Origin of the sequence: Streptomyces vulcanius, from assembly GCF_042653945.1 — a bacterium.
Taxonomy (GTDB): domain Bacteria; phylum Actinomycetota; class Actinomycetes; order Streptomycetales; family Streptomycetaceae; genus Streptomyces; species Streptomyces mangrovi.
Genome location: NZ_JBHSFK010000002.1, coordinates 442,284 through 467,703, shown reverse-complemented (window position 1 = coordinate 467,703; position 25,420 = coordinate 442,284). Strand labels below are relative to the sequence as shown.

Below are 25,420 nucleotides of genomic sequence, written 5' to 3'. Positions count from 1 at the left end.
CCCTGTGGGGGCCCCTGTTGGGGGATTTCCGTAGCTGAGGAGATGCGTGCCCGTGCCTGCCCGACGGCTTCCCTCGTGGGTCTGGGTCACCGGTCTGACGGCGGGCGCGGTCGCCGCGGTCGCCGTCCTGACGGTGAAGGCCGAGCAGGGCCCGCATCCGACGGCGGCGGCGAGCCGCCCGACCGCGCGGGTTTCCACGGACGCGAAGCCGTCCGCGTCGCCGAAGGCGTCGCCGTCCCCGTCGAAGACCGAGGTGCCGGACGCCTCGGGCACCGGCCGGCGGGTGGTCTACGACCTCTCCGACCGCCGGGTCTGGCTGGTCGACGCTGACGACACCGCCCGCCGTACCTTCACGGTCTGGCCGGGCACGATCGCCCCGGCGCCGGGCACCTACACGGTCTCCGTCCGCAAGGACGCGACGACCGGCTCCGACGGCGTGGCGATCGAGCACATCGTCTACTTCTCCGTCGTCTCGGGCGTCAACATCGCCTTCTCCAACGCGGTCGACGGCTCCTCCCCGCCCCCGCCCGCCTCCGGCACACAGACCGGCGGCATCCGCATGGCGAAGGCGGACGGCGCGGCCCTGTGGGCGTTCGGCGACACGGGGACGAAGGTCAGGGTCGTCGAGTAGTCAGTCGCCGGACCGCTCGTTCGCGAACGGCAGGTGGTCGACGATCAGCACGACCCCGCTGAGCAGGAACACCCGCAGCGCGGCGTCCAGCCCGTTCCAGGTGTCCGACTGCCACATCGAGAACCACTCCCCGCCGATCGCGATGAACCCGGCGCCGAAGAGCAGCATGAGCATCAGCAGGCCGTATGTGGAGAGCGCCCGGGCCCGTACGTAGTCCTTCCGCGCCCAGAACCACGTCCCGGCGACCAGCACCACGGCGGCGACGGTCTCCCACAGGATGATCGCGATGTACGCCGCGTCCTGCAGCCCCTTGCTCGTCACCGCGCGCCACATCAGGTCGTCGTCCTTGAACGTGGTGTCCATCGCCAGCACATGCCGTACGAACTGCTGGTTGGTCCCGAAGTCCGTGATGTTCCCGAACGCCACGAGGGCGATGTAGAGCGCGACCGTCCCGGTGAGAACAGTGGCGGCGAGAGGGAGAACCCGTGAGGGCTGTGTGATTCGTGAGGTGGACATGGTCATGCGGGTCTCCTTACCCCGCCACTTCTCCATCACCCCTCCATACCCGCCCGCACTCCTGCGCCTGACAGTCCACGGACAGGATGGCCGGTGAGCTGCGTTCGATTACAGTGACGGACGTCGTACGTACGGACGGTGGCCGGGAGGACTGGGTGAGTACGACGTGAGTACGCCATCGGGCCCCGTCTGGGGCCGTACGGAACAGCAGGACTTCCGCAGCCGGGTGCGGGGCACGCTCCTCGGCGCCGCCGTCGGGGACGCGCTGGGGGCGCCCGTCGACGCGCTCGGCCTCGAGGAGATCCTGCGGGTCCACGGCCCGGACGGCGTCGTCGACTTCGCCCCCGCCTACGGCCGTCGCGGCGCCGTCACCCACCTCACCCAGCTCTCCCTGTTCACCGTGGACGGCCTGATCCGCGCCCAGGTCCGCCGCGACACCGGCGCCTGGCACCCGCCGACCGATCTGCACCGGGCGTATCTGAGATGGGCCGCGACCCAGCGCGACTGGGGTCCCGACCTGCGCCGCAAGGACGACGGCTGGCTGGCCCACGAGGAGTGGCTGTACGCCCGCCGCGACCCCACCCGTCCGCTTCTCATGGGCCTCGGCGACGACCGGCTCGGCACCCTCGACGCACCCAAGAACCCCGCCGCCGACGGCCCCGAGGCCACCGCCCGTTCCGCCCCGTTCGGCCTCCTCGTCGGCTGGGAGCCCCAGCTCGTCGCCCAGCTCGCCGTCGAGTGCGCGGCCCAGACCCACGGCCACCCCGCCGCCTGCCTGTCGGCGGGCGCGTACGCCGTCACCGTGCACGCGCTGGCGCGCGGCGAGAGCCTCGACACGGCGGTACAGCAGGCGCTCGCCGTACTGGCCGCGCGCCCCGGGCACGAACCCGTCTCCGAGGCGCTCCAGCGCGCCCTGGGCGCCCTGCGCCAGGGACTGCCCGGACCGGAGAGAGTCACGGCCCTGATGGGTCCCGGCACCGCCCCCGGCGTCCTCTCCGCCGCCGTGTACTGCGCGCTCGTCGCGGACGACGTCCGGCACGGTCTGCGCCTCGCCGTCAACCAGGACGGCCCCTCCGCCCCGACCGCCGCCCTGCTCGGCGGCCTCCTCGGTGCCCTCCACGGGGAGACGGCCCTCCCGCCGGCCTGGCTGGCCGAACTGGAGGGCCGCCCCACACTCCTGGAACTGGCCGACGACTTCGCCATGGAGATGACCCAGGGCCCGGCCCTCCACAACCCGGCGGGCGCCTCCCCGGGCTGGCTGACCAGGTATCCCAGGGGCGCGTCCTAACCTCCCAGCTTGCTCAGCGCCCCGTCCGTCAGCCGGTACACCGTCCACTCGTCCTGGGGCCGGGCGCCCAGTGCCTCGTAGAAGTCGATCGCGGGGCGGTTCCAGTTCAGGACGGACCACTCCAGACGCTGGTAGCCGCGTGCGACGCAGATCCGGGCCAGCTCCGTCAGCAGGGCCTTGCCGTGGCCGGAGCCGCGGACGGCGGGGCGGACGTAGAGGTCCTCCAGGTAGATGCCGTGGACGCCGCGCCAGGTGGAGAAGCTGAGGAACCAGAGCGCGAAGCCGACCGGTTCGCCGGTGGTGTCGTCGGCCGCGATGTGGGCGTAGGCGGCGGGGTGTTCGCCGAAGAGGGCCTCGTGCAGCTGCTCCGGCGTGGCCCTCGCCTCCTCGGGTTCCTTTTCGTAGGCGGCGAGTTCGCGGATCAGGGCGTGGATCACGGGGATGTCGGCGGGGGTCGCGGTTCGGATCATGAGGAGAGGCTAGGGGCTCCCGAGCCCCTAGCCTCCGGCCTTTCCGACCCCCGCTTCTCAGTCCTTGGCGGGTACGGCGTCCCGCTGGGGCGGGATGGTGGCCGCCGCGCCCGAGGAGTCGTCGTCCGTGTTGATGCGGTCGATGATGGCGAGGCGTTCCGGGGTGTCCTCCGGCTTGAGGAAGCCGACCAGGATGTAGAGGACGAGGGAGACGGCGAGGGGGACGGAGACCTGGTACTGGAGCGGGACTCCGCCGTCGACGTTCCAGTTGATGGGGTAGTTGACCAGCCAGAAGGCGAGCAGGCCCATCGACCAGCTGGTGAGGGCCGCGGTCGGGCCGGAGCGGCGGAAGGGGCGGAGCAGGCCCAGCATCATCGGGATCGCCATCGGGCCCATGAGCCCGGCCACCCACTTGATGACGACCGTGATGATGTCCTTGAAGGCGGGGGAGTTGACCTGGGTGGCCGCCGCCATGGACAGGCCGAGGAAGACGACCGTGGTGACGCGGGCCGCGATCAGGCCCGACCGCTGGTTCCACTCCCGGGCCCTGCGCGACAGCACCGGTGCGCAGTCCCGGGTGAAGACGGCGGCGATGGCGTTCGCGTCGGAGGAGCACATGGCCATGGTGTGCGAGAAGAAGCCGACGATGACCAGGCCCAACAGGCCGTGCGGGAGCAGCTGTTCGGTCATCAGGCCGTAGGAGTCGGAGCCGTCCGGCTTCTGCGAGGTGACCAGCAGCGGGGACATCCACATCGGGAAGAACAGCACCACCGGCCAGACCAGCCACAGCGCCGCCGAAAGCCGCGCGGACCGCTCGGCCTCCTTCGGGGTGGCCGTGGCCATGTACCGCTGGGCCTGGTTGAGCATGCCGCCGTTGTACTCGAAGAGCTTGATGAAGAGGAAGGCGAGGAGGAAGACGGTGCCGTAGTTGCCGACCAGCGGCTTGTCGTGGCCCTGGAGGGCGGGCTCGTCCCAGGCGCCGAAGAACCCGATGCCCTTGTCGTTCAACTTCAGTACGACGGCCACGAACATCGCGACGCCGGCCAGTAACTGGATGACGAACTGGCCGAGTTCGGTCAGCGCGTCCGCCCACAGGCCGCCGATCGTGCAGTAGACGGCGGTGATCGCGCCGGTGATGAGGATGCCCTGGTTCAGCGAGATACCGGTGAAGACCGACAACAGGGTGGCGATGGCGGCCCACTTGGCGCCCACGTCCACGATCTTCAGCAGCATCCCGGACCAGGCGAGGGCCTGCTGGGTCTTCAGGTCGTAGCGGTTCTTGAGGTATTCGAGCGGGGAAGCCACATGAAGCCGTGACCGCAGCCGGTTGATACGTGGCGCGAACAGCTTGGAGCCGATGGCGATGCCCAGCGCGATGGGGAAGGACCAGGTGACGAAAGAGGTGATGCCGTAGGTATAGGCGATGCCCGCGTAGCCCGTGAACATCACCGCGCTGTAGCCGGACATATGGTGCGAGATGCCGGACAGCCACCAGGGCATCTTGCCGCCCGCGGTGAAGAAGTCACTGACGTTGTCCACCCGTTTGTGTGACCAGACACCGATGGCGATCATCACGCCGAAGTAGCCGATGAGCACGGCCCAGTCGAGACCGTTCATGTGCCCTCCCAGGGTTCAGCCCGGCGCTCATCGTGGGCGCTGTCACATGAACACGACAAGTAAGCGTCGGGTCAAAGGGAGGTAAAGGTATTCGGTATCGTGGTTCGCGTTCATCTACGTGAACGCCCTGTCATGGGGTCATCGCATCAGCTCACCCGCGTTGACCAGCAACGACTGCCCCGTGATGGCCCGCGCCCGGTCCGAGGCGAGGAACGCCGCAGCGTCCGCCACGTCCCCGTCCGTGGCCAGATCCGGCAGCGCCATCCGCCCGGCGAGCCGGCCCAGCACCTCCGCCTCCGGCACCCCCTCCGTCTGCGCCGTGAACTGCACATACGCCTGCACCGGAGGCCCCCACATCCACCCCGGCAGCACGGTGTTGACCCGGATCCGGTCCGGGCCCAACTCCCGTGCCAGTGAGTACATCGCGCTGGTGAGCGCCCCCTTCGACGCCGCGTACGCCGCCTGCCGCACCTGGGAGGGCGCCGCCACCGCCGACTGCGTACCGATGAAGACGACCGACCCGCCCCCGCGCGCCCTCAGCCCCGCCAGACACGCCCGGGTCATCCGCAGCGACCCCAGCAGGTTCACCTCCAGGACCGACTGCCAGGTCGTGAAGTCGGCGTCCGCGAGCCCGCCGAAGTACGAGTCCCAGGCGGCCACCTGGACCACCGCGTCGATCCCGCCGAACCGCTCCCGCGCCAGCGCCGCCAGCGCCTCGCACTGCCCCTCGTCCCTGATGTCGGTCGCCCGCCACGCGGTGTGCGTACCGTCCGGATCGATCTCGGCCGCGCTCTTGGCGAGATTCGCCTCGGTACGCGCCCCCAGCACCGCGTTCCCGCCGTCCCGTACGACCGCGGCCGCGACCTGGTGACCGAGCCCGGCCCCGACCCCCGACACGACGACGGTCTTGCCCGCGAGCAGTGACATCGGTGACCTCCCGGCTCTGGCACCTTTTCTGACGGAGCGTCAGAGTAGGGGCGAGCGCAGGAGGACGGAAGGGGAGGAACGTGAGCGAGGAGACCCGCAGCGAGACGTACGCCGAACTGGCCGCCGTCGGCCCGTACGGAGTCCGGCCCGGCCACGCCCTGATCACCATGGTCGAACCGCACCCGGGGCACGAGTACGCCTACAACCGCTGGTACGAGGACGACCACTACTACGCCGGTGCGATGGCGATGCCCTGGATGTACGCGGGACGGCGGTGGGTGGCGACCAGGGATCTGCAACTGCTGCGCTACCCCGAGAAGTCGGCGATCGCCCAGCCGGTCACCGCCGGCTGCTACATCACGACGTACTGGGTCACCGACGGCCGCTACGACGACCACATGCGGTGGACGGTCGCGATCAACAAGCGCCTCAACCGGGACGCCCGGGTCTACCAGGACCGCACCCATGTCTTCACGGCCTTCCAGGACCACGAGGCGACGGTCTACCGGGACGGCGCGGCGGGCCCGAGGGACTACCACGCCCTGGACCACCCCTACGCCGGTCTGGTCGTCGAGGTCATCGACACCGACTCCGCCGAGCAGCGCGCCGAACTGCTGGAGTGGCTGCGCGCCCGCCACCTGCCCAAGCGGCTGGCCGGCTCCCCGGCCGCGATGGTCACGGTCTTCCGCCCGACCCCCCTCCCCGGCGACCGCATGACCTACGTCAAGCAGGTCGAGGGCGTCGACACCCGCCTGACACTGCTGTGGTTCCTGGAGACGGATCCCCGGGAGTGCTGGGAGGCTCACTTCACGGGCCTGGACACGCTGGTCACCGAGTCGGGACTGGGGAGGGTGGAGCTGATGGCGCCGTTCGTCCCGACGATCCCGGGAACGGATCGGTATGTGGCCGAGCTGAGGTGAAGACGGTGCCTTCTGTCCCACCGCAAACGGGTGGCGGGTGGGCATAGGTAGGGGGTCCAGGGGGCGGAGCCCCCTGGTACGTCGGCATCAGCGCAGGGTCACTTGAGCTCGTCAGGACACGGAGTGCCCCGCGGCAACTGATAAGGCGCGGCAAGCCGGTACACCCCCGCCTTCGGCGCCAGCAGCATCGTCCACCGGTCCCCCTCCGTGTCCTCCTCCGTCTCGTAGAGGCACCCGTTGGGGTTGGTGTACGACTTCGGCTCGTCGTCGGCGCGGTCCTTGGAGGCCTTCGTCTCCTGGGGGGCCTTCAGGCTCTTGCCCTCCGCGTCGACCACGCTCAGCCAGGGCGAGTACGGGATGCGGATCATGATCCGGCCCGCCTTCTTCACGTCGATCACCATCTCGCCCTGCTCGGCGCGCTGCACGACCGCGTTCGGCTCGGCGAGCGGCGCCGGGTCGAGGACCCGGAACAGCTGCCAGTTGGCGTCGCCCCAGATCTGCTCCAGATACGGCAGCCCGCGCTGCACCAGTTCCCGCTCCCGTTCGCCGCCGTCGCCGTCCAGCTCGTCCTTGGGGACGACGACGTAGTGCACGGCCCAACGGCCGAGCCACTCGTGGTAGTTCGCGGAGTTCAGGGTGTCGTCGTAGAAGAGGGGATTGCGCTCCATGTCGGCCTGCCGGTTCCAGCCCCGGGCCAGGTTGACGTACGGCGCGAGCGCGGAGGCCTCGCGGTGTGAGCGGGCCGGTACGACCTCGACGCGGCCCTTCTCGGCGCCGACGTCCTGGAGTTCGTTGACGAGGGGTGCCAGCTCGCGCGCCCAGGAGGCGGCGGGGGTCGTACGGACGACGTCGTCCACCGACTTGAAGCCGATCCACCCGACGAACCCGAGGGACGCCACGACGATCACGTACCACTTGCGGCTGCGCGGCACCGCGAACGGCAGGGCCGCCATCAGCACCACACCCGTGAACAGCATCGCGAGGCGGGTGATGTTCGACCCGATCTGCGAGCTGATCAGCCACACCGCCAGCACCCCGAAGCCGTACACGGCCGCCGTGATCCGTACGGTCTTCCAGTCCCGCGGTACGACGGCGAACACGACCGCCGCGGACAGCAGCGGCAGGGACGCCGAGCCGAAGGACATCGGCTGGGTACCGGAGAAGGGGAACAGCCAGGCGGAGACGGCGACCACGGCGGCGGGCGCGAGACCGAGCGCCCACGCTCCCGGGCGCCGCTTCTGGAGGAACAGCGCGACCGCGACGATCCCGACGAAGAGGCCCGCCACCGGCGAGCCCATCGTCGCGAGCGCCGCCAGCGGGGCCGCACACAGCGCCTTCGCCCACCGTTTGTAGCGCCAGCGGTACGGCCAGCAGAACACGACGGCCACGGCGGCCAGCGCGAACAGGTTGCCGAGGCCGTAGGTCACCCGCCCGGAGGCGGCGTTGCACAGCAGCGCGAAGACCCCCGCGAGGGCGGGCCAGACGGGGTTCTTCACCGGCCGGCAGCGCAGCAGGATGAGGGTGAGGAGCCCCGCGGAGAGCGTCCCCGCGATCATCATCGTCGTACGGACACCCAGCACCGACATCAGATACGGCGACACCACGCTGTACGACACCGGGTGCATGCCGCCGTACCAGGCCAGGTTGTACGCGGAGTCGGGGTGCCGGCCGACGAACTCGGCCCACGCGTCCTGCGCCGCGAGGTCACCGCCGCTGTTCGCGAAGGTGAAGAACCAGAGGAGGTGCAGGGCACCGGAGAGCGCGGTGACGGACAGCACCAGGTGGCGCCGCAGGAAGTCACGGAACCGGTCGAGGGTGGCCCGTACGGGGCGTGGGGCGGGGCGTTGGGTGTCGCGGGTGCCGGTGTCAGCCGGGTCCGCGCCGGTGGCGTCCTTGGCGTCGTCCGGTTCCGGGCCGGTGGTGTCGTCGTCCGGGTTCCGGCCGGTGTCGTCGGTGCGTGTCGGCTCCGCAGTGGCCACCTGAAGGCACTCCCCGTGTCCCGTCTTCCGTTCTCGGTCGCGTGCTGTTCGTACCCGCTTCACGGCGGCTTCCTCGCGACCGGCGACCTGTCCCGTTTCGCGACGCTAGCACGCACCCCGCCGGGTGGCTGCCCGGCGGGGTGGAGCGAGCTGCGGAGGGTGTCCGCAGGGTCAGCCGATGCGCGTGAGCTTGTCCGTGAAGCCCGGCTCGGTCAGGTCGCTCTCGAGTGCGACCGGCACCTTGACCGCGCTGCTGGTGCCGTCCCCGACGGTGAGCGTGCCCACCTGGGTGCCGGCCTTCGCCGTGTGCGGTACGTCGTCGGCGGCGAACTTCAGCTTCACCGTCAGCCCGGCCCAGCCGACCGCCGGGACGTCCTTGGTGACGACGACGGGCGTACGGCCGCCCATCTTGTCGTCGACATACCCCACGACGTCGCCCTTCTTGAGGATCTTCGCCGAGGTGATCGCGCCCTGCGCGGCGAGTAGCGCGTTCTTGCTGACCGCGTTGACGGTGTCGATGATCGGCGACTTGTGCTGGCCGAGGATCGCGCCGACCACGGTCACCGTCTCACCGCCGGCCTCCTTGGTCGCGGCGAACAACAGGTTGCCGCCGGCCGCGGTGGTGGAGCCGGTCTTGATGCCGATCGCGTTGTTGTACGGGACGAGGGTGTTGTAGTTGCGCCACTTCTGACCCGACGGGTCGGTCCATTCGGGCAACTTGGTGATGTCCGTGAGGGCCTGGATCTTCACCAGCTCGTTCCCCAGTTTCACCTGGTCCGCGGCGGTGGAGACGGTGGTCTCCTTCAGGCCGGAGGCGTCGGTGTACGTCGTGTTCGTCATCCCGAGCTCCTTGGCGGTGGCGTTCATCCTCTTGATGAACGCCGCCTCGGTGCCCGCGTCCCAGCGGGCGAGGAGCCGGGCGATGTTGTTCGCCGACGGGATCATGATCGCCGAGAGGGCCTGCTTCTCGGTGAGCTCGTCGCCCGCCTTGACGGTGTTGAGCGTCGACTCGCCGTCCGCGTCGTAGCCGCCCTCCTTCTCGGCGGTGGAGTCCACGGGGATGCTCGGACCCTCGGCGCCCGCCTTCAGCGGGTGGTCCTTGAGCACGATGTACGCGGTCATGGCCTTGGCGACGGACCCGATGGCGACGGGCTTCTGGTCCCCGAACCCGTCCATGTTGCCGATGCCGTTGACGTCCATCGCGCCCTGGCCCTCGTCCGGCCAGGGGAGGGTGAGCTTGCCGCCCTCGAAGGTGTAGGAGTCCTTCGCGGTCAGCTCGAGGGCGGTCGCCGGGAGCGGGCGGACGGCCTGCGCGATCGCAAAGACGACGGCCAGCAGGATGGCCAGCGGGGTCCAGATCTTGACCCGCCGGCCCAGCCCGCGCAGGACGGTCGGCGGGGGAGGCGGGGTGTTGGTGAGCTCGGCCAGCAGGTCCAGCGGCGGCTTCGGCGGCAGCGGCTGCTGGGTGGTGCGCTCGGGACCGACCTGGGGGACGTAAGCGGTGGTCTCGGGCGGCGCGGCCTTCGGCTGCCGGGGCTCGTCGAGAGGCTTGAGCGCAACGAACCGACTGGTCCGCTCGACCTCGGGCGCGGGTGCGGGCTCGGCCGTGGGCTCGGCCTCGGCCTCGGCGGCGGGGGTGGGCTTCGGCTTGGGGACGTCGCCCAGCTTCAGCATGGTGGTCGGCTGGTCGACGGAGGGCTTGGGCCGGGGCGTCTTGAAGACGGCGGTGGGCTGGTCGACGGGGGAGTCTTCGGCGGAGGGGGCGTCGCCGGCGGAGCTGTGCTCGTCGCCCTCGCCCCCCTTGCCGTCTTCGTCTCCCTTGTCCCCACTATCCGCATCGGCACCGGAGGCCCACTTGGGGGCGACCTTGGCCGAGGCCCTGGCCGCGGGTGCGTCTCCGGGTGCGTCTCCGGGCTTGGCGCCGGACCGCGCACCGGCCTCGGGCTGGGGATCAGCCTCGGCGTCCGTCCCGGTGCCGGCGCCCACACCGGTGTCGGTTCCGGCACCAGCCTCGGGCTCGGCACCGGCCGGGGCGTCGGACGCGGCAGCAGCGCCGGCTCCGGCTCCGGCGGCGGCCTTGCCGCTGGGCGCGGCCTTGGCAGCGGAACCGCCGCCGGCCCCGTCCTTGGCGTCGGCGCCGGCCTCGGGCTCGGAACTGCGATCACCCTCAGCTCCGGCGCCGGCCTCGGTCTTGGTGCCGGTGCCGGCGTCCGCCTCGGGCTTCTGCTTCGCCCCCGGCGCGGTCCCGTCCTCGTCGGCTGCGTCGGTGTCCTCGCCGGCCTTGCCCGCCGCGGGGTTCCTGGCCGAGGCGTCGGTCGCCCCGGCGTCGGCCCCGGGCTCCGGCGTCTCGTCCTCCGACGTCGCCGACCGCGCCGCAGCCGCCCGAAGGCGCCCATCGCCGTCCTCGGGGCCGCCGGAGGGGTGGGAGGCGCCCGAGCCGCTCTCATGGTCCCCTGGGCCCTCAGAGGAGCCCTCAGCGCCTTCCTCGGCGCCCTTCACGTCCTCGGACCCACCCGACGCGACGGCACCCGCCTCGCCCCCGGAATCCGTACCGCTCTCGGCGCGGCCCGCGCCCCCGGCGTCCGTGGCACTCGGCTCACTCCCGGAGCCGGACTCGCCCTCGGCACGCGAACCGCTCCCGGAACCCGCACGGCCCCCGGCCCCCCGGGCGCCGTCCGCGCCCCCGGCGTCTCCGGAACCCGCGCCGCTCCCGGCACTGCCCGCGCCGCCCGCGTCACCGTCGCCCTGGGCACCCTCGGCGTCCGTCCGGCCGCCGGCGGCCTCCTCGGTCTCCGTGTCGGCCTCCGGTTCGATCTCCAGTTCGCGTACGGAGAACACCCTGGTTGCCGTGTCCACGCCGCCCCGGGACGGGGATTCCGATGTCACCGCGAGCCGCGGATCGCGGAGTTCGCGTGCCTTGGGAACCGACCCCGCGCTCCCCGACGTCGGTTCTGCCGACGACTCGCGCTGCTTCGACCTGTCGGGGGACTCGCCCGCCACCGATGCCTCCTCCATCTGCTGCATGCGCATCTGCTGCATGTTCTGCATGTGCTGCCGAACCGTGAACCGCCCGCCCCGGACCCGCCTCTGGGCGTTGTCCGAACCATGTACCAGTGTCCTGTGTCGTGGGCTTGGCTCCTGCGGTAGACGAGAACGACATACCTACTGGTTCCACTACAAACAGGTCACGCACCCTCGACAGACCAATGTGAGAGGGGTCACCCTGTCATTCATCCACGCGGGGAGGCATGGATGGGCAGGAGCCGCAGAACTCTTCCGGAAGAGTTGTTGCTGCTGGCGTTGGACCCGACCACGGGTACCACCGCACAGCCGCAGTCGCTCGACCTTGGTCTGGCCGGAGCGCAGCTAGTGGAGCTGGCGCTGGCCGGACGGATAGCCCCAGACGGGGATCGTATCGCCGTGGTGGCACCACGGCCGACTGGAGATCCAACATTGGACTGCGCGTTGGAGTTGCTGCGAAGGCGTGGCGCTCCCGTACGGGCTGTTCACTGGATCGGCGGGCCGCGTCTCGGGCTGCGCCAGACCTACCTCTCGCATCTGGAGCGGTGCGGCATGGTTGCCGCCGTAGCGGGCCAGATGTGCGGAGTTTTGCCGACGACTCGCTACCAGGCGACGGACAACGACATCAGCCGGGAGATCAGGGCCCGGCTGGATTCCGCGATCCGCACCGGCGTGCCGCCGGACCCGCGGACCGCGGCGCTCGCCGCACTGGCGCACGCGGTCGGCCTCGGCAAGCATCTCTACCCGGGGAACGAGGGACGGTCGTCCCGCTCCCGGCTGCGGGACCTGATCCGCCATGACCCCATGGGCGGACTCGTCGCGCACGCCGTGATGGACGTCCAGAACGGCGCGGCTGCCCAGCCACGCCGTAACCCGGCGGCCCCGGGGGCCGGACCAGGCGGACCGGGCGGACCGGGCGCCAGGCCAGTACCGGAGCCCGCCCGTGGCGTTCCGGCACAGCCCCGGCGCAGTTCCATGGCGCGTGTCGTGGCCCACTGAGCCGCAGTTCCACGACACGCGTGCGTGCGCGCATGTGCACGACCGCAACACGCAAGTCCCGTATGACCCGTTCGGGAGCCGCCGCGGACGCGCGGGGTGGTGGATCGTCGCCACCCCGCGCGGACGCATGTCCGGGCTCCTGCCCAGGTCTCTGCCGGGGCTCCTGCCGGGGTTCCTGCACGGGCCTCTGTTCGGGTTGCTGTCCCGAACTGACGTGTACCGGCCGCATATCCACCGTTTTCCAGCGGTAGAAAGCACCTGGGTGGCAGTCTGCTCAACAGCAGATACGCAAAGTGTCAACAACAGGCATGCAGCCGGAGGTGCGCGTCCCGTGACGTCCAATGTCAACCCCACGGTCAGGCGGCGCCGTCTGGGCCAGGAGTTGCGCCGACTCCGTGAGGAGAAGGGCATGACGGCCGAGCAGGTCGCCGAGCGCCTCCTTGTCTCCCAGTCGAAGATCAGCCGCCTGGAGAACGGCCGGCGCAGCATCAGCCAGCGCGACGTGCGCGACCTGTGCGGGGTGTACGAGGTCGAGGACCAGCGGATGGTCGACGCGCTGATGGAGATGGCGAAGGACTCCCGCCAGCAGGGCTGGTGGCACGCGTTCGGGGACATCCCCTACAGCGTGTACATCGGCCTGGAGACGGACGCGGAGTCGCTGCGGGTGTACGAACCCCAGATCGTCACCGGCCTGCTGCAGACCCGCTCGTACGCCGAGGCCATCATCAGGGGGGCCCAGCCCGAGACCCCGGACGCCGAGATCGACAAGCGCGTCCAGGTGCGCCTGCGGCGGCAGGAACGCATCACCGCGGAGAGCCCGCTGCGGCTGTGGGCCGTGCTGGACGAGGCGTGTCTGCGCCGGGTCGTCGAGAGCAAGACGGTGATGCGCGAGCAGTTGGAGCACCTCATCGAGATGACGCAGCTGCCGCACATCACCGTGCAGGTGCTGCCGTTCGACGTGGGCGCGCACTCCGGGCTCAACGGCCAGTACACGCTCCTGGAGTTCGAGGACGCGGCCGACTCGAGCGTGGTGTACATCGAGGGCGTGACCAGTGACCTCTACCTGGAGAAGGCGACCGATGTGCAGAAGTACAGCGTGATGTACGAACATCTCCGGGCACAGGCACTGAACGTGGAACAAACACGTCAACTCATCTCGGACATGGCGAAAGAGTACGCGCGCTGAGGTCCCTGAAATATGCGGGCCGGATCATACACCTCCGGTACTTCCGGGCGGAAGGATCCGCTGGGATATGCCATCCGGTCGAGTGAATGGATCCTCCGAAAGGGCAAGCGGACGGGTAGCGTCGAATGCGCCAACGATCAACAGTGTTGGCGCGAATCGCACTGTGTCAGCAGTGCGGCGACAGCACTCAGCAACTCGCCATCGGAGCAAACATGGCAATCCTGCAAGGGGCCACGACTCAGTGGACCAAGTCCTCGTACACCAACGGCAACGGGGCGTGCGTCGAGGTCCTGTCCCCGGTAATCGAGACGATGTACGTGCGCGACTCCAAGGTTCCCGACGGCTGCAGGATCGCGCTCTCCGCGGACCTGTGGCAGTCGTTCGTGACCTCGGTGCGCCGGGGGACCTTCAATCGAGGTTGCTGAAAACCGGCAGCAACCGCTCGGGCACGACAACTCCACAGGTAGGACCGACAGAGCCCTCTCGACAAGATCGCCGTCCTTGCCGAGGGGGCTCGGCCCTGGCCGCCCGGCGCCCGCCCTACCCGGGGCGGCGCACCGGGAAGGCCACGTCGCACACGGCGTCCTGCGGCCCCGCCGCGTCCCAGTCGGCGAAGTAGACCTCGCGGCAGGGGCCGTCGTAGTCCCAGCCCTCCCGCTTCATCCACGCCTCCACCGCCTCGAACGCGGCCAGGATCTGCGGATGGGCCACCTGCGCCTTGGTGATCCGGGTGTACGCGAGGCGCCGGGCCGGCTCGACCCGCACCCGGGTCTGCCAGGACCGACCGTGCTCCTCGGCCCATGCCCGCGCCGCCGCCTCGTCGGCGACCGGTACGCACGCCTCCGCCGGCCCGTCGCTCTCCATCGACACCTCGGAGTGGTAGACGACGAAGGGCGCGGCCGTGACCCCGCCACAGGCCTCAGCGGCCTTCTCCAGCCGTCCCAGCGACGTGCCGATCCACGCGGGCAGTTCGTCCGCCAGCGTGTGCCGTGTCTCGGTGATCACCACGCGCTCGGGCACGTCCACCGTCTCGACCTCGAACCTGCCGTACATCTCGGAACTCCTTCCGGACAGCCGTCCACGGAGGTACTCGGCGAGCGTGCGCTGCGCCGCGAGACGTGCCTCGACGTCCGCCCAGTAGGCGGCCAGCCGGTCGGCGCCCGTGGCGCCACCGGTCTCGACCACATCGGCGATCCGCGCCAGCGGCATGTCCAGCCGCCGCAGCAGCGCCACCAGCCGCGCGCGCTCGATCTGGTCCGCGCGGTAGTAGCGGTAGCCGCTGGCGTCGTCGACGTGCGCCGGGACCAGCAGTCCCAGCCGGTCGTACAGGCGCAGTGCCTTGGCCGAGAGCCGGGCCCGCGCGCCGAACGCGCCGATGGTCAGCAGTTCGTCGTCGTTCACCGGCTCATCCTCCGTCACCGGGCGCCGTTCGCCCGATGACCAGGAGACTCCGCCCTGCCCCAGGGGCAGGGTCAACCAGGGTCAACCACGGGTTCGAGCGGTCAGCCGAGCCGGCTCTCGATCGCGGCCACGACGTCCTCGGACTCCGGCTCGGTCTGCGGGGAGAACCGGGCGACGACCTCGCCGTCCCGGCCGATCAGGAACTTCTCGAAGTTCCAGCGGATGTCCCCGCTGTGGCCCTCGGCGTCCGCGAAGCCGACGAGCCGCTCGTAGAGGGCGTGCCGCCCCTCCCCGTTCACCTCGACCTTCTCGGTCAGCGGGAAGGTCACGCCGTACGTCGCCGAGCAGAACTCCGCGATCTCCTCGGCGGTGCCGGGCTCCTGCCCGAGGAACTGGTTGCAGGGCACCCCGATCACGGTGAAGCCCTGGGCGGCGTACCGCTCCTGGAGCCGCTCCAGCCCCGTGTACTGCGGAGTCAGCCCGCACTTGGAAGCCACGTTCACCATGAGTACGACCTGCCCCGAGTACTCCGAGAGCTGCGCGGACCCACCCTTGAGCGCACCGATCTCGACTTCGAGGGGGGAGGAGAGGGGGGAGGAAACGGCATCAGTAGTCATACGGGGATGCTAGTCCCGCACGGTGAACCCTCGGCCAACCGGGGGCATCCTCCTCTTCCGCCGCTCCGCCGCCGCGCCCACCAGCACTTCCCCGGCCCCCGTCCGCGAGTACAGCACCGACCGCCCCGCCCGGCGCCGCTCCACCAGCCCCGCGTCCAGCAGCACCCGCAGATGCCGTCCCACCGACCCCAGCCCCTGACCGGTCAGCGCGACCAGCTGGGACGTGCTCAACGGCCCCCGCCCCAGCAGCACCAGCACCTCCGCCCGGGCCGCCCCCAGCAGCGCCCCGAGACCGGACGGCACCCCCAGCCCGCTCCCGCCCCCGGCCGGCGCCCCGGGACCGGAAGGCGCCCTCCGCCCCGGCCCGTCCCCGGCCAGCGCCGCCCCCGCGCACGGATACACGACGGCGTACCGCTCCCGCCCCTCCCACGACACCCACCCCGCGTTCGGCGTGACCGGCACGAACACCAGCTCGGCGCCGGAGATCTCGCGGGGCGGGTACTCGTGCCGGTTGACCTGGAACCGGCTCTCCCCGAGCCACCGCGTCCCCGGCCGCAGCGAGTCCAGCACCGCCGCCCACCCTCCCCGGCTGACCTGCGCCGTCCGAGCGACCACATCGCCCGCCAGGACATGCCGTCGACGCTCCCAGTACGGCTGTACGGTCGTCTCCCACACCCACTCCAACAGCCCTGCCGCCCGCTCCGGCAGGTCGTCCCGCTCCAGGGCGCCGGGCAGCGGACCGGCGAGGGAGGTCCGCAGATGTGCGCGGGCGTCGGCGGGCTCCGCCGCCCGCACCCGGGCCACGCCCTCCGCGAAACTCTCGCCGTCCCTCGGGGTGGGCGTGAGGAAGTCGGCGATCCAGTTCCGCCCGAGCCCGGCGCGGATCAGTAGCGTGGTCACCGGATCGGCGGCCAACTCGGCCCGGTAGCTGGGCAGATGCTCCCGCAGCCACTCCTGCTCGCCCGGATGCGTCCCCACGCCCCACTGCAACAGCTTCAGGCTCGCGAAGGTCTCGGCGAGCGGCGAGAGCACGAACCGGCTCCGCGCCAACGTGTCCGCGTTGACCTGCCACCAGCCCACGACGTCCCCTCCGCATCCGTATGACGCACATAAACCCCATATGACACACGTACGACCTTTCGCGTGACCGCGAAACAATAACCGTCCGCCCGGCCGCGGTTCGAGACTCCGCCCATGCCCACCAGGACCTACCGACACCTCTTCCGCACCCCGGAGTTCACCCCGCTCTTCCTCTCCTCCGCCGCCCACACCGTCGCCCAGACGGTGGGCGGACTCGCCCTCGGCACGCTCGTGTTCGAGGCCACCGACTCCCCGCTCCTCTCGGCGGTGAGCATGTTCGGCCCGTCCCTCGCGCAGGTGCTGGGCGCGACCCTGTTCCTCTCCGGCGCCGACCGGCTGCCCCCGAGAGCGGCACTGACCGGCATCTCCCTCGCCTTCGCCGCCACCACGGCCGCCCTGGCCCTCCCCGGCCTGCCGGTCGCCGGCGTCTTCGCCGTCGTACTCCTCCAAGGGCTGATCGCCTCCCTCGGCGGAGGCGTCCGCTGGGGTCTGCTGAACGAGATCCTGAGCGCCAACGGGGCCTATCTGCCCGGGCGTTCTCTCTTCAACATCATGAGCGGCCTGACCCAGACGGCGGGTTACGCGACCGGCGGCGCCCTCGTCACCACCCTCGCCCCGCGACCCACCCTCCTGCTCGCCGCGCTCCTGTACGCCGTCGCCGCCCTGACCGCCCGCCTCGGTCTGACCGCCCGCCCGCAGCGCGCCGTCGGCCGTCCCTCGCCCGCCGCGACCTGGCGCGCCAACGCCGTCCTGTGGTCCTCGCGCCCGCGCCGCCTCACCTACCTCGGCCTGTGGCTGCCCAACGGGCTGGTCGTCGGCTGCGAGGCGCTCTTCGTGCCGTACGCCCCCGACGCGGCGGGCACCCTGTTCGCGTGCGCGGCGCTGGGCATGCTGGCCGGTGACGTGACCGTGGGCCGGCTGCTACCGCCCGCGGCCAGAGTCCGCCTCGCCACCCCCCTGCTGCTCCTGCTGGCCACCCCCTACGCCTTCTTCGCCCTCCACCCCGCCCTCCCGCTCGCCGCCGCCTGCGCCGCCCTCGCCTCCGTCGGCTTCGGCGCGAGTCTGGTCCAGCAGGAACGCCTCATGTCGCTCACCCCGCCCGAACTCGCGGGCCACGCCCTGGGGTTGCACTCCGCCGGCATGCTCACCCTGCAGGGCGTGGCCGCGACGACCGCGGGCGCCGTCGCCCAACTCACCTCGCCCGCGGTCGCGATGACGGCGATGGCGCTCACCTCGATCGCCGTCACGGTGACGCTCGCGGCGGCGGGCAGGAGCGGCGACCGGCAGAGTGCCTCCGCGCCGAAAGAACAAGATCGTGAGGGGCTGTCGGTCGGCGACACCCCTGGGCTATCTCTGGAAGGGCCTCCCAAGACCTCCTCTGAGGCCTGACGACTGATGCCTGACGATTTATGCCTGACGCCTGACGCCTGAAGGAACGATCATGGACGACGACTGGTACGTGGACCCCCGCTGCGCCAACTGCGACGCCGCCAGGCAACTGGCCCCCGGCCTCATCCAGGAGCGCGACGGCGGCTCCGTCCTCGTACGCCAACCCGAGGACGAGGACGAGGCACGTCTCCTCCAGGCCGCCGCCTTCGCCTGCCCCACCCGCTCGGTCCGGTACCGCCCGGGACCCTTACCGGCGTCGGCCGACCCGTACCCCCTCGCCCTGGACGAGCAGGTCCTGCTCTGCGGCCACCACTCCCGTAACACCGCCGGCGCCACCGCCTACCTCCTGCGCCGCCCGTCCGGTACCGCGATGATGATCGACACCCCGCGCTGGAGCCCCGCCCTCGCCGACCGTTTCACCGCGACGGCCGGCGCCGTCACGGACGTACTCCTCACCCACCGCGACCACGCCGCCCACGGCCGCCGCTACGCCGACCACTTCGGCGCCCGCCTCTGGATCCACGAGGGCGACCTGGACGCCGTCCCGGACGCCGACCAGGTGATCCACGGCCTGGACCCGGTCCCCGTCGCCGAGGGGGTGACGGCCCATCCGTTCCCCGGACACACCCGGGGCAGCGTCCTCTACGTCGCCGACGACCGCCACTGCTTCACCGGGGACAGCTTCTACTGGTCCCGCGCGACCGGTGATCTGGCCGTCGCGGAGAGCGTGACCTGGTACTCCGTCGAGGAGTTGGCCGCCTCCCTGGCCCGCACCGCCCCACGGCTCCGGTTCTCCTGGCTCCTCCCGGGCCACGGCTCCCGCCGCCACCTCCCGGAGCCCGAAATGACCGCCAGGCTAAGGGCCTTGACCACTCGTGTAAGCCAACTCCGGCCCCAGGCAGTCGACTTCACGGCGGTTCGGTGGTGAGGAGGGCAGGGCAGCTCAGGCCCGGCGCACGTGCAGATGACCGTCGCGGGGGAAGGCGGGAGGCGCCGCCCGGAGGATGTCGTGGAGGGCGTAGCCGGTCTTCTCCGCGACCCGGCAGGACGCGTGGTTGTCGGACTGGTGGACGAGACGGAGAGAGGTGAGGCCGGTGCCGGAGACGGCGGTGCCGGAGAAGGCGGTGAACGCCCAGGCCGTCAGGGTGTCGAGGGCCCGGGGGGCCACGCCCCGGCCGCGGGCACGGGTCGCCGTCCAGTAGCCGACCTCGGCGCCGTCCTTGAGGACGACATGGCCCACCAGCGCGTCGTCCGCCTCGAGCACGGCGAAGGCGAAGCGTTCCCCGGTGGCCCAGCCGTGTCGCTGGGTCTCCAGCCAGTCCTGTACGCCTGTTCCGGCCTCGTCGGGGGCGGGCACGTTGGTCCAGTGACGGAGCACGGGGTCCTCGAACACCTCGACCAGCGCGGCCGCGTCGGCGTCCGACCAGGGGCGGAGGACGAGTTCGGGGGCGGTGGGGGTGGCTTTCGCGCGCAGGACGACCGGAGATATGACAGGCATCGGCATCCGCCGATCGTAAGCCGTGTGGTCGACGGTGTGCCGCTGGACGGGCCGAGACCGGGGTGGCCGGGTGGCCTCCTGGACGGGGTGGGTGGGGTCAGCTCGCGGTGCAGGTGACCGTGGGCCAGGTGTAGTTGCCGTTGTGCTGGATGGTGGCGCCCCAGTTGTTGCCGTTGCCGTTGGGTTTGGCGGTCAGGACCTGGGTGCTGGGGTAGGCGGCGGTGATGTTCCAGGTGGAGAGGATTTTCGCGGGGGAGGGGACGTTCATCGTCACGGTCCAGTTGCTGGAGCCGGTGACGGCGACGTTGAGGTTGTACCGGTCGCTCCACGACTGGCCCGCGGACAGCGTCGCGGTGCACGCGCTGCCGCCGCCACCGCCCGAACTCGCCTCGCCCACCGTGATGTTGGAGCTGCCGCTGCTCTGGTATCCCTCGGTTGCCATGATCATGTAGTAGCTGAAGCTGCCGAGGGGCATTCCGGCGCGGGCCCAGGCGTCGAAGTGGTTGCCGGTGGTGATGGTGCCGCCTGTCCTCTTCGACTGCCGGACACTCCAGTACTGGTCGAAGGTCTTGGTGCCCTCGACGGAGGGGGCGTTGTACCGCGTCGTCTTGTAGATGTCGTACGTACCGCCGTCGCTGGTGACGGTGCCCATGAACGTTCCCGTGGGCCGGTAGGTGCCCCAGTTGTCGACGATGTAGTACTCGACGAGCGGGTTCGACGTCCATCCGTAGAGGGCCAGGTAGGCGTTGCCGGACGGGTTGAAGGAGCCCGAGTAGGTCACGCTCTTGCGTGCGCCGTTGGCCCAGCCCTTGCCGGCGACGAAGTTCCCGGTGTTGCTCCAGGAGGTGCTGTAGCTGCCGCCGGCACTCAGGTTCATGGAGACCGTGCCCGGTGCGTCGGTCCAGAACGAGTAGTAGTAGCCGTTGTTGGTGCCGGTCTGGTTCGTGGTGACGACCGTGTCGGCGTGCGCGGTGCCTGGCAGCGTCATCGCGGCCAGGACGACCAGCAGTGCGGTGCAGACCCCGCTGATGAGCCGCCGTAAGCGGCCGCTTCTGCGATTCGTGTTCATGTGGGTGCTTCCTCCTCATCCTTGTGAGGCCGATGAAGGCAGTTTTGGTATGACCCTGTCAGCTGTCAATAGTTTCGGCAATTGATCCGAAACATTCGATCTCCGTGGTGTTTATGTATGGCAACATCATGCCTGTTCAATAGGGATGCCTTCGGGTTGGGTCGAGTTGGCAGTCGATCATTCGGGATTCCTAGATCAAGAATGCTGGTGCTCCTGTTCCGAATGTTTCGAAGCCTTTCCGGTCCGTCAAGAACGCTTGTGTGCACGGTGGTGCACGGTGGTGCACGGGGGTTCAGGGCCGGTAGGCCATCCCCGGCTGCGGCTTGGCGGGGGCGAGCAGCTGCGACACCGTGACGATGGTGTAGCCGCGCTGCTTGAGCGCCTTGATGATTCCCGGGACGGCGGGCACGGTCCCCTTGTGCAGGTCGTGCAGCAGGATGATGCCGTCGCGGCGGGTCTGGTCGAGCACCCGCTCGGTGATCAGGGCCGAGTCGGTCGTCTCGTAGTCCTTGGCCGTGACACTCCACAACACCTGCGCCAGCCCCAAGTCCCGGCAGATCTCGGCCACCTCGCGGTTGGTGCGGCCCTGCGGTGGGCGCATCAGGACGGGTCTGATGCCGGTGATCCTCTCGACGGCGTCCTGTGTCCGGGTCAGCTCGTGACGGGCGTCGTCCGCGTCGATGTCCGTCAACCTCGGGTGGGTCCACGTGTGATTGCCGATCTCGTGCCCCTCGTCCGAGATGCGACGCAGGATCTCGGGGTATTTCGCGATGTGCCCCTTGCCCTGCACGAAGAACGTCGCGTGCAAATCCTCCTGCTTCAGGATGTCCAGGAGCCCGGGGGTCGTGAGGCTGGGGCCGCCGTCGAAGGTGAGGGCCACACACTTCGCCCTGCGGCAGTCGACGTTCCCGGCCACGGATTCCGATCCCGATCCCGATCCCGGTCCCGATGTCGAGGCCTTGCTGCGGGCCTCGCGCGGCGAGGTGCGTTCATAGGTCGTGAACGTCAGGGCCAGAATCAGCGCGCCGGCCAGGACGGTGGCCACGGCTGTCGCGAGGGCGAAGAGCCGTGACCTGCGAGAGACGATGAGCATGTCAGGTCCCTGACAGCCCTCAGGTGGTGGGCAGGGGCGAGCGGCTGACGCGTATCTTCGACTGGCCGTGCGGACGCTTCTCCCAGTCCTCCATGAAGCACGCCTGCAGGCCGTGCTTGTGCGCGAGTTCCAGGAGGGTCTCGGTGCGGTAGTAGAAGTCCTCGCGCAGCACCTGGTGTTCGGTGCCCTCGGTGCGGTCAAAGGTGAAGTCGAAGAACCCGGTGTCGGTCAGCACGCGGCCGACGTGCGCGAGGCATTCGTCGATGACCTCCAGCGGCGAGTGGGAGAAGACGCTGTGCGCGTGGACGACGTCGAAGTGGTTGCTCGGCAGGAAGTCCAGGGTGAGATCGCCGGTGATGGTCAGGTGCGGCAGCTTGTCCTGGAGGCGGCGCTCGGTGAGCGTCTTCTTGGCGGCCATCAGGATGTCGGGCGAGATGTCGGTGCCGTAGTAGTTGCCGGTGTCGAGGTGGCTGATGAAGCGCCAGCCGCCGCGCAGGTTGCCGCAGCCGATGTCGAGCATGCGGTGTTCGGGGCGCAGCCCGTGTTCGACGAGGTAGTCGAACTGCATCTGCCCGAGCGCCAGCCAGCGGTCGTGGGTCTGGCTGCCGACCGCGGCCTCCGGGTTGCGGCGGGTGTCCGAGGCCATCACGGCCCGGTAGTAGCCGACGTGGTCGGGGTGGATCAGGCGCAGCCAGGCGTCCCGGCCGGACCGGCGGAGGTACGGCGTGACGCGGCCGGGGTGGCGCAGGGCGTAACCGATCTTGTGGGTGAGGGCGGCGCGATTGTTGCGCAGCTTCTTCGGCGACTTGGCGTCAGCGGGCATGGCGAAGCGACCTCCGTGCGAAAGGGGACCCGGTGAGGGGGGAAGGGGATGGAAGGGGATGGAAGGAGACAGAGGGGTGAAGGGGACGTCTCGATGCGGCGGGACGTGCCGATACGGCGAAATGGGGTTGGTGTAGAGGAATGAGGCCGATGGGGCCGATGCGGCCGCCGGGGTCAGACGTGGCGGGACGGGGCCGATGGGGCCGCCTGGGTCAGACGCGGCGGCGCAGGACCAGCACGGTCACGACCGTGAGCAGAAGGGCCAGGCCGCCGAGGACGGCGGTGTCGGCCCACTGGAAGGTCCAGTAGTCGCCGGCCGGGTTGGCCTCGTAGTAGCGGGCGACGTACCCGTGCCGGTCCATGCATTCCGTGAGCTGGGCGCCCGAGGGGAAGGGGCAGTTCATCACGTCGTCGCGGCGGCCGGACGCGGTGACCAGGCCGTAGTGGCCGGCCGACCACTTGTCGCCCATGAGCGGCTTGGGCATGATGCCGGCGCTGGTGTAGATGTGCGGCGGGACCAGCAGGCGCGTCCTGTGTGTCCACTCCAGCACGAGCGTCATCGCCCCGGTCAGCAGGAGGGTCAGGCCCATCGCCGACAGGACCCGGCGGGCCAGCAGGCCCAGCAGTGTGCCGGCCGCCAGGCCGAACAGGGAGGCTGCGACGACGCGCGGACCCGAGCCGCTCAGTGCCGTGTTCTCGTACCAGAACAGGCCGTAACTCCGGTCGGCGGCCGGTCGCCACCACCACGCGAACGCTCCCGCGAGCAGGCCGGAGAGGGCCGCCGTGGCCGCCGCGGCGAGGGCGAACCGGGAGGCGAACCACTGGTGGCGGCTCACGCCCTGGGCGAGCACCATGCGGTACGTGCCGAGTTCCCGGTCGCGGCCCAGCAGCGGGGCGCCCCAGAAGACGCCGATGACGACGGGCAGGACGATGTTCAGCACCCCGAGGTACGTCAGCGGTTCGACGTCCAGCAGCAGGGGCACGCCGGTGACGGGTTGTGTGCAGTGCAGCGGATCGGGGGCGCAGTCGGCGAACCGCCCGCTGTTCAGCTCGTCCAGCATGCCCGAGCGGTAGTACGCGGCGATCGCCGCGGCGGCGGCCAGGACGGCCGCGCCGATGCCGACCAGCATCCGCTGCTGGCGCCACGCGAGCCAGAGGGAGCCCTTCACGCCGCCGCCTCCGTCCGCTCGGCGGGGGCGGGGTGCCCCGGGTCACCGGCCTGGAGGTAGCCGATCAGGATGTCCTCCAGCCTGGGCCGCTCGACGTGCCAGTCGCCGCGCAGCGGTCCGCGCTGCCGTATCAGGGCGGTGGTCTGTCTGCCGGCGGTCCGGCGCTGTACGACGGTGTGTTGTCCGGCAAGGACGTCGGCCTGGTCGGCGTGTCCGGTCAGTACGGCGTGACTCTCGCGCACTGCCTCGGCGTCCTCGCTCAGCTCGACGCGGCCGTCCCGCAGCACCAGCACCCAGTCGCAGGTCTCCTCCAGTTCGGGCAGGACGTGCGAGGACAGCACGATGCTCATGCCTCGCTCGGCGGCCTCGGCCATCAGCCCCGCCATGATCCCGGCTCGTGCCACGGGGTCGAGGTCGGCCATGGGCTCGTCGAGAAGCAGGAGTTCGGGCCGCTTGCCGAGCGCCAGGCCGAGCGCGACGCGGGTGCGCTGCCCGGAGGACAACTCGCCGACGCGGGCGTGGAGCGGGATGTCACCCTCGCGGACGGGCTGCTCGGCGGCCGCCTGGTCCCACGCGGAGTTCAGCTTCTGGCCCATCCGCAGGGTGTCCGCCACGGTGAAGCGGGGGTAGAGCGGCTTGTCCTGGGCAAGCAGGGCGACCCGGGCGCGGGCCTCGGACGTGCCCGGTGCGGTGCCCAGCACACACAGCTCCCCGGAATCGGCCCGCAGCAGGCCGCCGGCCAGGTGCAGCAGGGTGCTCTTGCCGGCGCCGTTGCGTCCTACGAGGGCGGTGATACGGCCGCCGGGGACGGTGAACTCACAGTCCCGCAGGGCCCAGCCGCCCCGCGTCCGGTACCGGAATCCGAGTCCCGTGGCGCTCAGCGCGGCCGGCGCGTCAGGCCCGGTCATGCGTCCTCCTGTTCCGCTCCCGGTCGCCCGGGGGATGGGGATGGGGATGGGGATGGGGTTTGGGTGTCGTGCTCGTTTTCGTAGACATCCAGGGCGGCTGTGACCAGGGCGAGGATGTCGGCCCGTTCCCACCCCGACGCCCGCGCCCGTGCCGTCCAGTCGGTGACTTCCCGCCGCAGCGGGGAGTCGTTCTCCGAGCTGGGCCGGGCGAGCGACCGCGTCACGAAGGTCCCCAGTCCGCGGCGTAGTTCGACCAGGCCGACCTGCTCCATGTCGCGGTAGGCCCGCAGCACGGTGTTGGGGTTGATGGCGGTCGCCGCCACCACCTCCCTGGCCGTGGGCAACTTGTCCCCGACCTGCAACGTGCCCATCCGGAGCGCCCGTTCGGTCTGCTCGATGATCTGCACGTAGGCCGGTACACCGCTGCCTCGGTCGATCCGGTACTCGACCACGTCACCTTCCATGCCTCAACGTACTTCCATTAATGAATTAATACAAGCATGGTTCGACGCGCCACCGATGTCAAACAGCCCCACCGCCCACCGGAGGCGCGCAGGTCGCGCAGGGCGCGTAGGAGCCGTGCCGGCGCGCCGCCCCGACCATCGCCCCGGCCGCCGCAGGCCACGTGGACCGGTCGACCGACTCCGGTCGCGCTCTTGTTCGTCCTGTGTGCCCGGTCCTAACGGGCCTCGACGCTCGGCTGACGCGCTACGAGGAGGCATCGCGGGAGCACGGGATCCCCCGGCCGTACTGAGCGGCGCGATCTACGACCTCTCGCCCGAAGCGACGTGGGCGGGCACTCGACCTGGAGCCGGCGTCC

24 protein-coding genes are annotated in these 25,420 nt (G+C 70.6%); 8 read left to right on the top strand and 16 right to left on the bottom strand.

Annotated elements, in window-relative coordinates; genetic code table 11:
- Positions 1-46 precede the first annotated feature (46 nt).
- Positions 47-631, top strand: a complete 585-nt coding sequence (locus tag ACFPIH_RS04650; protein ID WP_381168432.1) for a L,D-transpeptidase — start codon at positions 47-49, stop codon at positions 629-631.
- Here ACFPIH_RS04650 and ACFPIH_RS04645 read toward each other — a convergent pair whose 3' ends face one another.
- Positions 632-1,147 carry a DUF2165 domain-containing protein gene (locus ACFPIH_RS04645; protein ID WP_381168430.1) on the bottom strand — a complete coding sequence of 172 codons (516 nt, stop codon included), beginning with the start codon at positions 1,145-1,147 and terminating at the stop codon, positions 632-634.
- 166 nt (positions 1,148-1,313) lie between these two features.
- Between ACFPIH_RS04645 and ACFPIH_RS04640 the strand changes: the two genes are divergently transcribed.
- The gene (locus tag ACFPIH_RS04640) at positions 1,314-2,435 is read left to right on the top strand and encodes an ADP-ribosylglycohydrolase family protein (RefSeq protein ID WP_381168428.1); all 1,122 of its coding nucleotides are present in this window, start codon (positions 1,314-1,316) and stop codon (positions 2,433-2,435) included.
- On the opposite strand, the gene ACFPIH_RS04635 is transcribed toward ACFPIH_RS04640, so the two are convergent.
- From ACFPIH_RS04635 to ACFPIH_RS04625, 3 genes are all read right to left on the bottom strand, one after another.
- Positions 2,432-2,905, bottom strand: coding sequence for a GNAT family N-acetyltransferase (locus tag ACFPIH_RS04635; RefSeq protein WP_381168426.1), 474 nt, complete (start codon positions 2,903-2,905; stop codon positions 2,432-2,434). The two genes, ACFPIH_RS04640 and ACFPIH_RS04635, sit on opposite strands and share 4 nt — an antisense overlap.
- Positions 2,906-2,962: 57 nt before the next feature.
- Positions 2,963-4,522, bottom strand: coding sequence for a sodium:solute symporter family protein (locus tag ACFPIH_RS04630; RefSeq protein WP_381168424.1), 1,560 nt, complete (start codon positions 4,520-4,522; stop codon positions 2,963-2,965).
- A gap of 138 nt (positions 4,523-4,660) precedes the next feature.
- On the bottom strand, positions 4,661-5,449 hold the full coding sequence (locus tag ACFPIH_RS04625) for an SDR family oxidoreductase (RefSeq protein ID WP_381168422.1): 789 nt from the start codon (positions 5,447-5,449) through the stop codon (positions 4,661-4,663).
- 80 nt (positions 5,450-5,529) lie between these two features.
- Between ACFPIH_RS04625 and ACFPIH_RS04620 the strand changes: the two genes are divergently transcribed.
- A complete protein-coding gene (locus ACFPIH_RS04620) occupies positions 5,530-6,369 on the top strand; it encodes a hypothetical protein (protein WP_381168420.1) in 840 nt (279 codons plus the stop codon).
- A gap of 98 nt (positions 6,370-6,467) precedes the next feature.
- Here the strand turns inward: ACFPIH_RS04620 and ACFPIH_RS04615 are convergent, their stop codons facing one another.
- Both ACFPIH_RS04615 and ACFPIH_RS04610 read right to left on the bottom strand, forming a co-directional pair.
- Positions 6,468-8,348 carry an MFS transporter gene (locus tag ACFPIH_RS04615; protein ID WP_381168418.1) on the bottom strand — a complete coding sequence of 627 codons (1,881 nt, stop codon included), beginning with the start codon at positions 8,346-8,348 and terminating at the stop codon, positions 6,468-6,470.
- 171 nt (positions 8,349-8,519) lie between these two features.
- Positions 8,520-11,396, bottom strand: a complete 2,877-nt coding sequence (locus ACFPIH_RS04610) for a D-alanyl-D-alanine carboxypeptidase (RefSeq protein WP_381168416.1) — start codon at positions 11,394-11,396, stop codon at positions 8,520-8,522.
- Between the two features lie 204 nt (positions 11,397-11,600).
- Between ACFPIH_RS04610 and ACFPIH_RS04605 the strand changes: the two genes are divergently transcribed.
- The 3 genes from ACFPIH_RS04605 to ACFPIH_RS04595 all read left to right on the top strand — a co-directional run bounded on the left by ACFPIH_RS04605 (position 11,601) and on the right by ACFPIH_RS04595 (position 13,979).
- A complete protein-coding gene (locus tag ACFPIH_RS04605; protein ID WP_381168414.1) occupies positions 11,601-12,368 on the top strand; it encodes a GOLPH3/VPS74 family protein in 768 nt (255 codons plus the stop codon).
- Positions 12,369-12,699: 331 nt separating this feature from the next.
- Positions 12,700-13,554, top strand: coding sequence for a helix-turn-helix domain-containing protein (locus ACFPIH_RS04600; RefSeq protein ID WP_381168412.1), 855 nt, complete (start codon positions 12,700-12,702; stop codon positions 13,552-13,554).
- Between the two features lie 212 nt (positions 13,555-13,766).
- Positions 13,767-13,979, top strand: coding sequence for a DUF397 domain-containing protein (locus ACFPIH_RS04595; RefSeq protein WP_381168410.1), 213 nt, complete (start codon positions 13,767-13,769; stop codon positions 13,977-13,979).
- Between the two features lie 115 nt (positions 13,980-14,094).
- Here ACFPIH_RS04595 and ACFPIH_RS04590 read toward each other — a convergent pair whose 3' ends face one another.
- From ACFPIH_RS04590 to ACFPIH_RS04580, 3 genes are all read right to left on the bottom strand, one after another.
- Positions 14,095-14,973 (bottom strand): MerR family transcriptional regulator, encoded by an 879-nt coding sequence (locus tag ACFPIH_RS04590; RefSeq protein ID WP_381168408.1) that lies wholly within the window; start codon positions 14,971-14,973, stop codon positions 14,095-14,097.
- An 83-nt stretch (positions 14,974-15,056) separates the two neighbouring features.
- Positions 15,057-15,572 carry a glutathione peroxidase gene (locus tag ACFPIH_RS04585; RefSeq protein ID WP_381168406.1) on the bottom strand — a complete coding sequence of 172 codons (516 nt, stop codon included), beginning with the start codon at positions 15,570-15,572 and terminating at the stop codon, positions 15,057-15,059.
- Positions 15,573-15,581: 9 nt separating this feature from the next.
- Entirely contained in the window at positions 15,582-16,652 is a 1,071-nt protein-coding gene (locus ACFPIH_RS04580) for an ArsR/SmtB family transcription factor (RefSeq protein WP_381168404.1), read from the bottom strand.
- A 114-nt stretch (positions 16,653-16,766) separates the two neighbouring features.
- Here ACFPIH_RS04580 and ACFPIH_RS04575 point away from each other — a divergent pair, with 114 nt between their 5' ends.
- Together ACFPIH_RS04575 and ACFPIH_RS04570 are read left to right on the top strand one after the other, a co-directional pair.
- Positions 16,767-18,041 carry an MFS transporter gene (locus tag ACFPIH_RS04575; RefSeq protein WP_381168402.1) on the top strand — a complete coding sequence of 425 codons (1,275 nt, stop codon included), beginning with the start codon at positions 16,767-16,769 and terminating at the stop codon, positions 18,039-18,041.
- 52 nt (positions 18,042-18,093) lie between these two features.
- Positions 18,094-18,969, top strand: coding sequence for a 4Fe-4S domain-containing protein (locus ACFPIH_RS04570; protein ID WP_381168400.1), 876 nt, complete (start codon positions 18,094-18,096; stop codon positions 18,967-18,969).
- A gap of 15 nt (positions 18,970-18,984) precedes the next feature.
- Here ACFPIH_RS04570 and ACFPIH_RS04565 read toward each other — a convergent pair whose 3' ends face one another.
- The 7 genes from ACFPIH_RS04565 to ACFPIH_RS04535 form a co-directional block, all read right to left on the bottom strand.
- Positions 18,985-19,545 carry a GNAT family N-acetyltransferase gene (locus tag ACFPIH_RS04565; protein WP_381168398.1) on the bottom strand — a complete coding sequence of 187 codons (561 nt, stop codon included), beginning with the start codon at positions 19,543-19,545 and terminating at the stop codon, positions 18,985-18,987.
- Positions 19,546-19,636: 91 nt separating this feature from the next.
- Entirely contained in the window at positions 19,637-20,608 is a 972-nt protein-coding gene (locus tag ACFPIH_RS04560) for a glycoside hydrolase family 11 protein (RefSeq protein WP_381168396.1), read from the bottom strand.
- Between the two features lie 292 nt (positions 20,609-20,900).
- Positions 20,901-21,701 carry a polysaccharide deacetylase family protein gene (locus ACFPIH_RS04555; protein ID WP_381168394.1) on the bottom strand — a complete coding sequence of 267 codons (801 nt, stop codon included), beginning with the start codon at positions 21,699-21,701 and terminating at the stop codon, positions 20,901-20,903.
- Between the two features lie 19 nt (positions 21,702-21,720).
- The gene (locus tag ACFPIH_RS04550; RefSeq protein ID WP_381168392.1) at positions 21,721-22,524 is read right to left on the bottom strand and encodes a class I SAM-dependent methyltransferase; all 804 of its coding nucleotides are present in this window, start codon (positions 22,522-22,524) and stop codon (positions 21,721-21,723) included.
- A gap of 211 nt (positions 22,525-22,735) precedes the next feature.
- Positions 22,736-23,692: a transporter gene (locus ACFPIH_RS04545; RefSeq protein ID WP_381168390.1), complete on the bottom strand. Its 957-nt coding sequence runs from the start codon at positions 23,690-23,692 to the stop codon at positions 22,736-22,738.
- Entirely contained in the window at positions 23,689-24,600 is a 912-nt protein-coding gene (locus ACFPIH_RS04540) for an ABC transporter ATP-binding protein (protein ID WP_381168388.1), read from the bottom strand. Before ACFPIH_RS04540 ends, ACFPIH_RS04545 begins: the two co-directional genes overlap by 4 nt.
- Positions 24,597-25,064: a GntR family transcriptional regulator gene (locus ACFPIH_RS04535; RefSeq protein ID WP_381168387.1), complete on the bottom strand. Its 468-nt coding sequence runs from the start codon at positions 25,062-25,064 to the stop codon at positions 24,597-24,599. The genes ACFPIH_RS04540 and ACFPIH_RS04535 overlap by 4 nt, the downstream gene beginning before the upstream one ends.
- Positions 25,065-25,420: the final 356 nt, after the last annotated feature.

Coding starts and splice junctions, on each gene's coding strand:
- ACFPIH_RS04645 (WP_381168430.1), bottom strand. CDS start 1,147: ATGTCCACCTCACGAATCACACAGCCCTCACGGGTTCTCCCTCTCGCC.
- ACFPIH_RS04635 (WP_381168426.1), bottom strand. CDS start 2,905: ATGATCCGAACCGCGACCCCCGCCGACATCCCCGTGATCCACGCCCTG.
- ACFPIH_RS04630 (WP_381168424.1), bottom strand. CDS start 4,522: ATGAACGGTCTCGACTGGGCCGTGCTCATCGGCTACTTCGGCGTGATG.
- ACFPIH_RS04625 (WP_381168422.1), bottom strand. CDS start 5,449: ATGTCACTGCTCGCGGGCAAGACCGTCGTCGTGTCGGGGGTCGGGGCC.
- ACFPIH_RS04610 (WP_381168416.1), bottom strand. CDS start 11,396: ATGCAGAACATGCAGCAGATGCGCATGCAGCAGATGGAGGAGGCATCG.
- ACFPIH_RS04605 (WP_381168414.1), top strand. CDS start 11,601: ATGGGCAGGAGCCGCAGAACTCTTCCGGAAGAGTTGTTGCTGCTGGCG.
- ACFPIH_RS04595 (WP_381168410.1), top strand. CDS start 13,767: ATGGCAATCCTGCAAGGGGCCACGACTCAGTGGACCAAGTCCTCGTAC.
- ACFPIH_RS04585 (WP_381168406.1), bottom strand. CDS start 15,572: ATGACTACTGATGCCGTTTCCTCCCCCCTCTCCTCCCCCCTCGAAGTC.
- ACFPIH_RS04575 (WP_381168402.1), top strand. CDS start 16,767: ATGCCCACCAGGACCTACCGACACCTCTTCCGCACCCCGGAGTTCACC.
- ACFPIH_RS04570 (WP_381168400.1), top strand. CDS start 18,094: ATGGACGACGACTGGTACGTGGACCCCCGCTGCGCCAACTGCGACGCC.
- ACFPIH_RS04565 (WP_381168398.1), bottom strand. CDS start 19,545: ATGCCGATGCCTGTCATATCTCCGGTCGTCCTGCGCGCGAAAGCCACC.
- ACFPIH_RS04560 (WP_381168396.1), bottom strand. CDS start 20,608: ATGAACACGAATCGCAGAAGCGGCCGCTTACGGCGGCTCATCAGCGGG.
- ACFPIH_RS04555 (WP_381168394.1), bottom strand. CDS start 21,701: ATGCTCATCGTCTCTCGCAGGTCACGGCTCTTCGCCCTCGCGACAGCC.
- ACFPIH_RS04550 (WP_381168392.1), bottom strand. CDS start 22,524: ATGCCCGCTGACGCCAAGTCGCCGAAGAAGCTGCGCAACAATCGCGCC.
- ACFPIH_RS04540 (WP_381168388.1), bottom strand. CDS start 24,600: ATGACCGGGCCTGACGCGCCGGCCGCGCTGAGCGCCACGGGACTCGGA.
- ACFPIH_RS04535 (WP_381168387.1), bottom strand. CDS start 25,064: ATGGAAGGTGACGTGGTCGAGTACCGGATCGACCGAGGCAGCGGTGTA.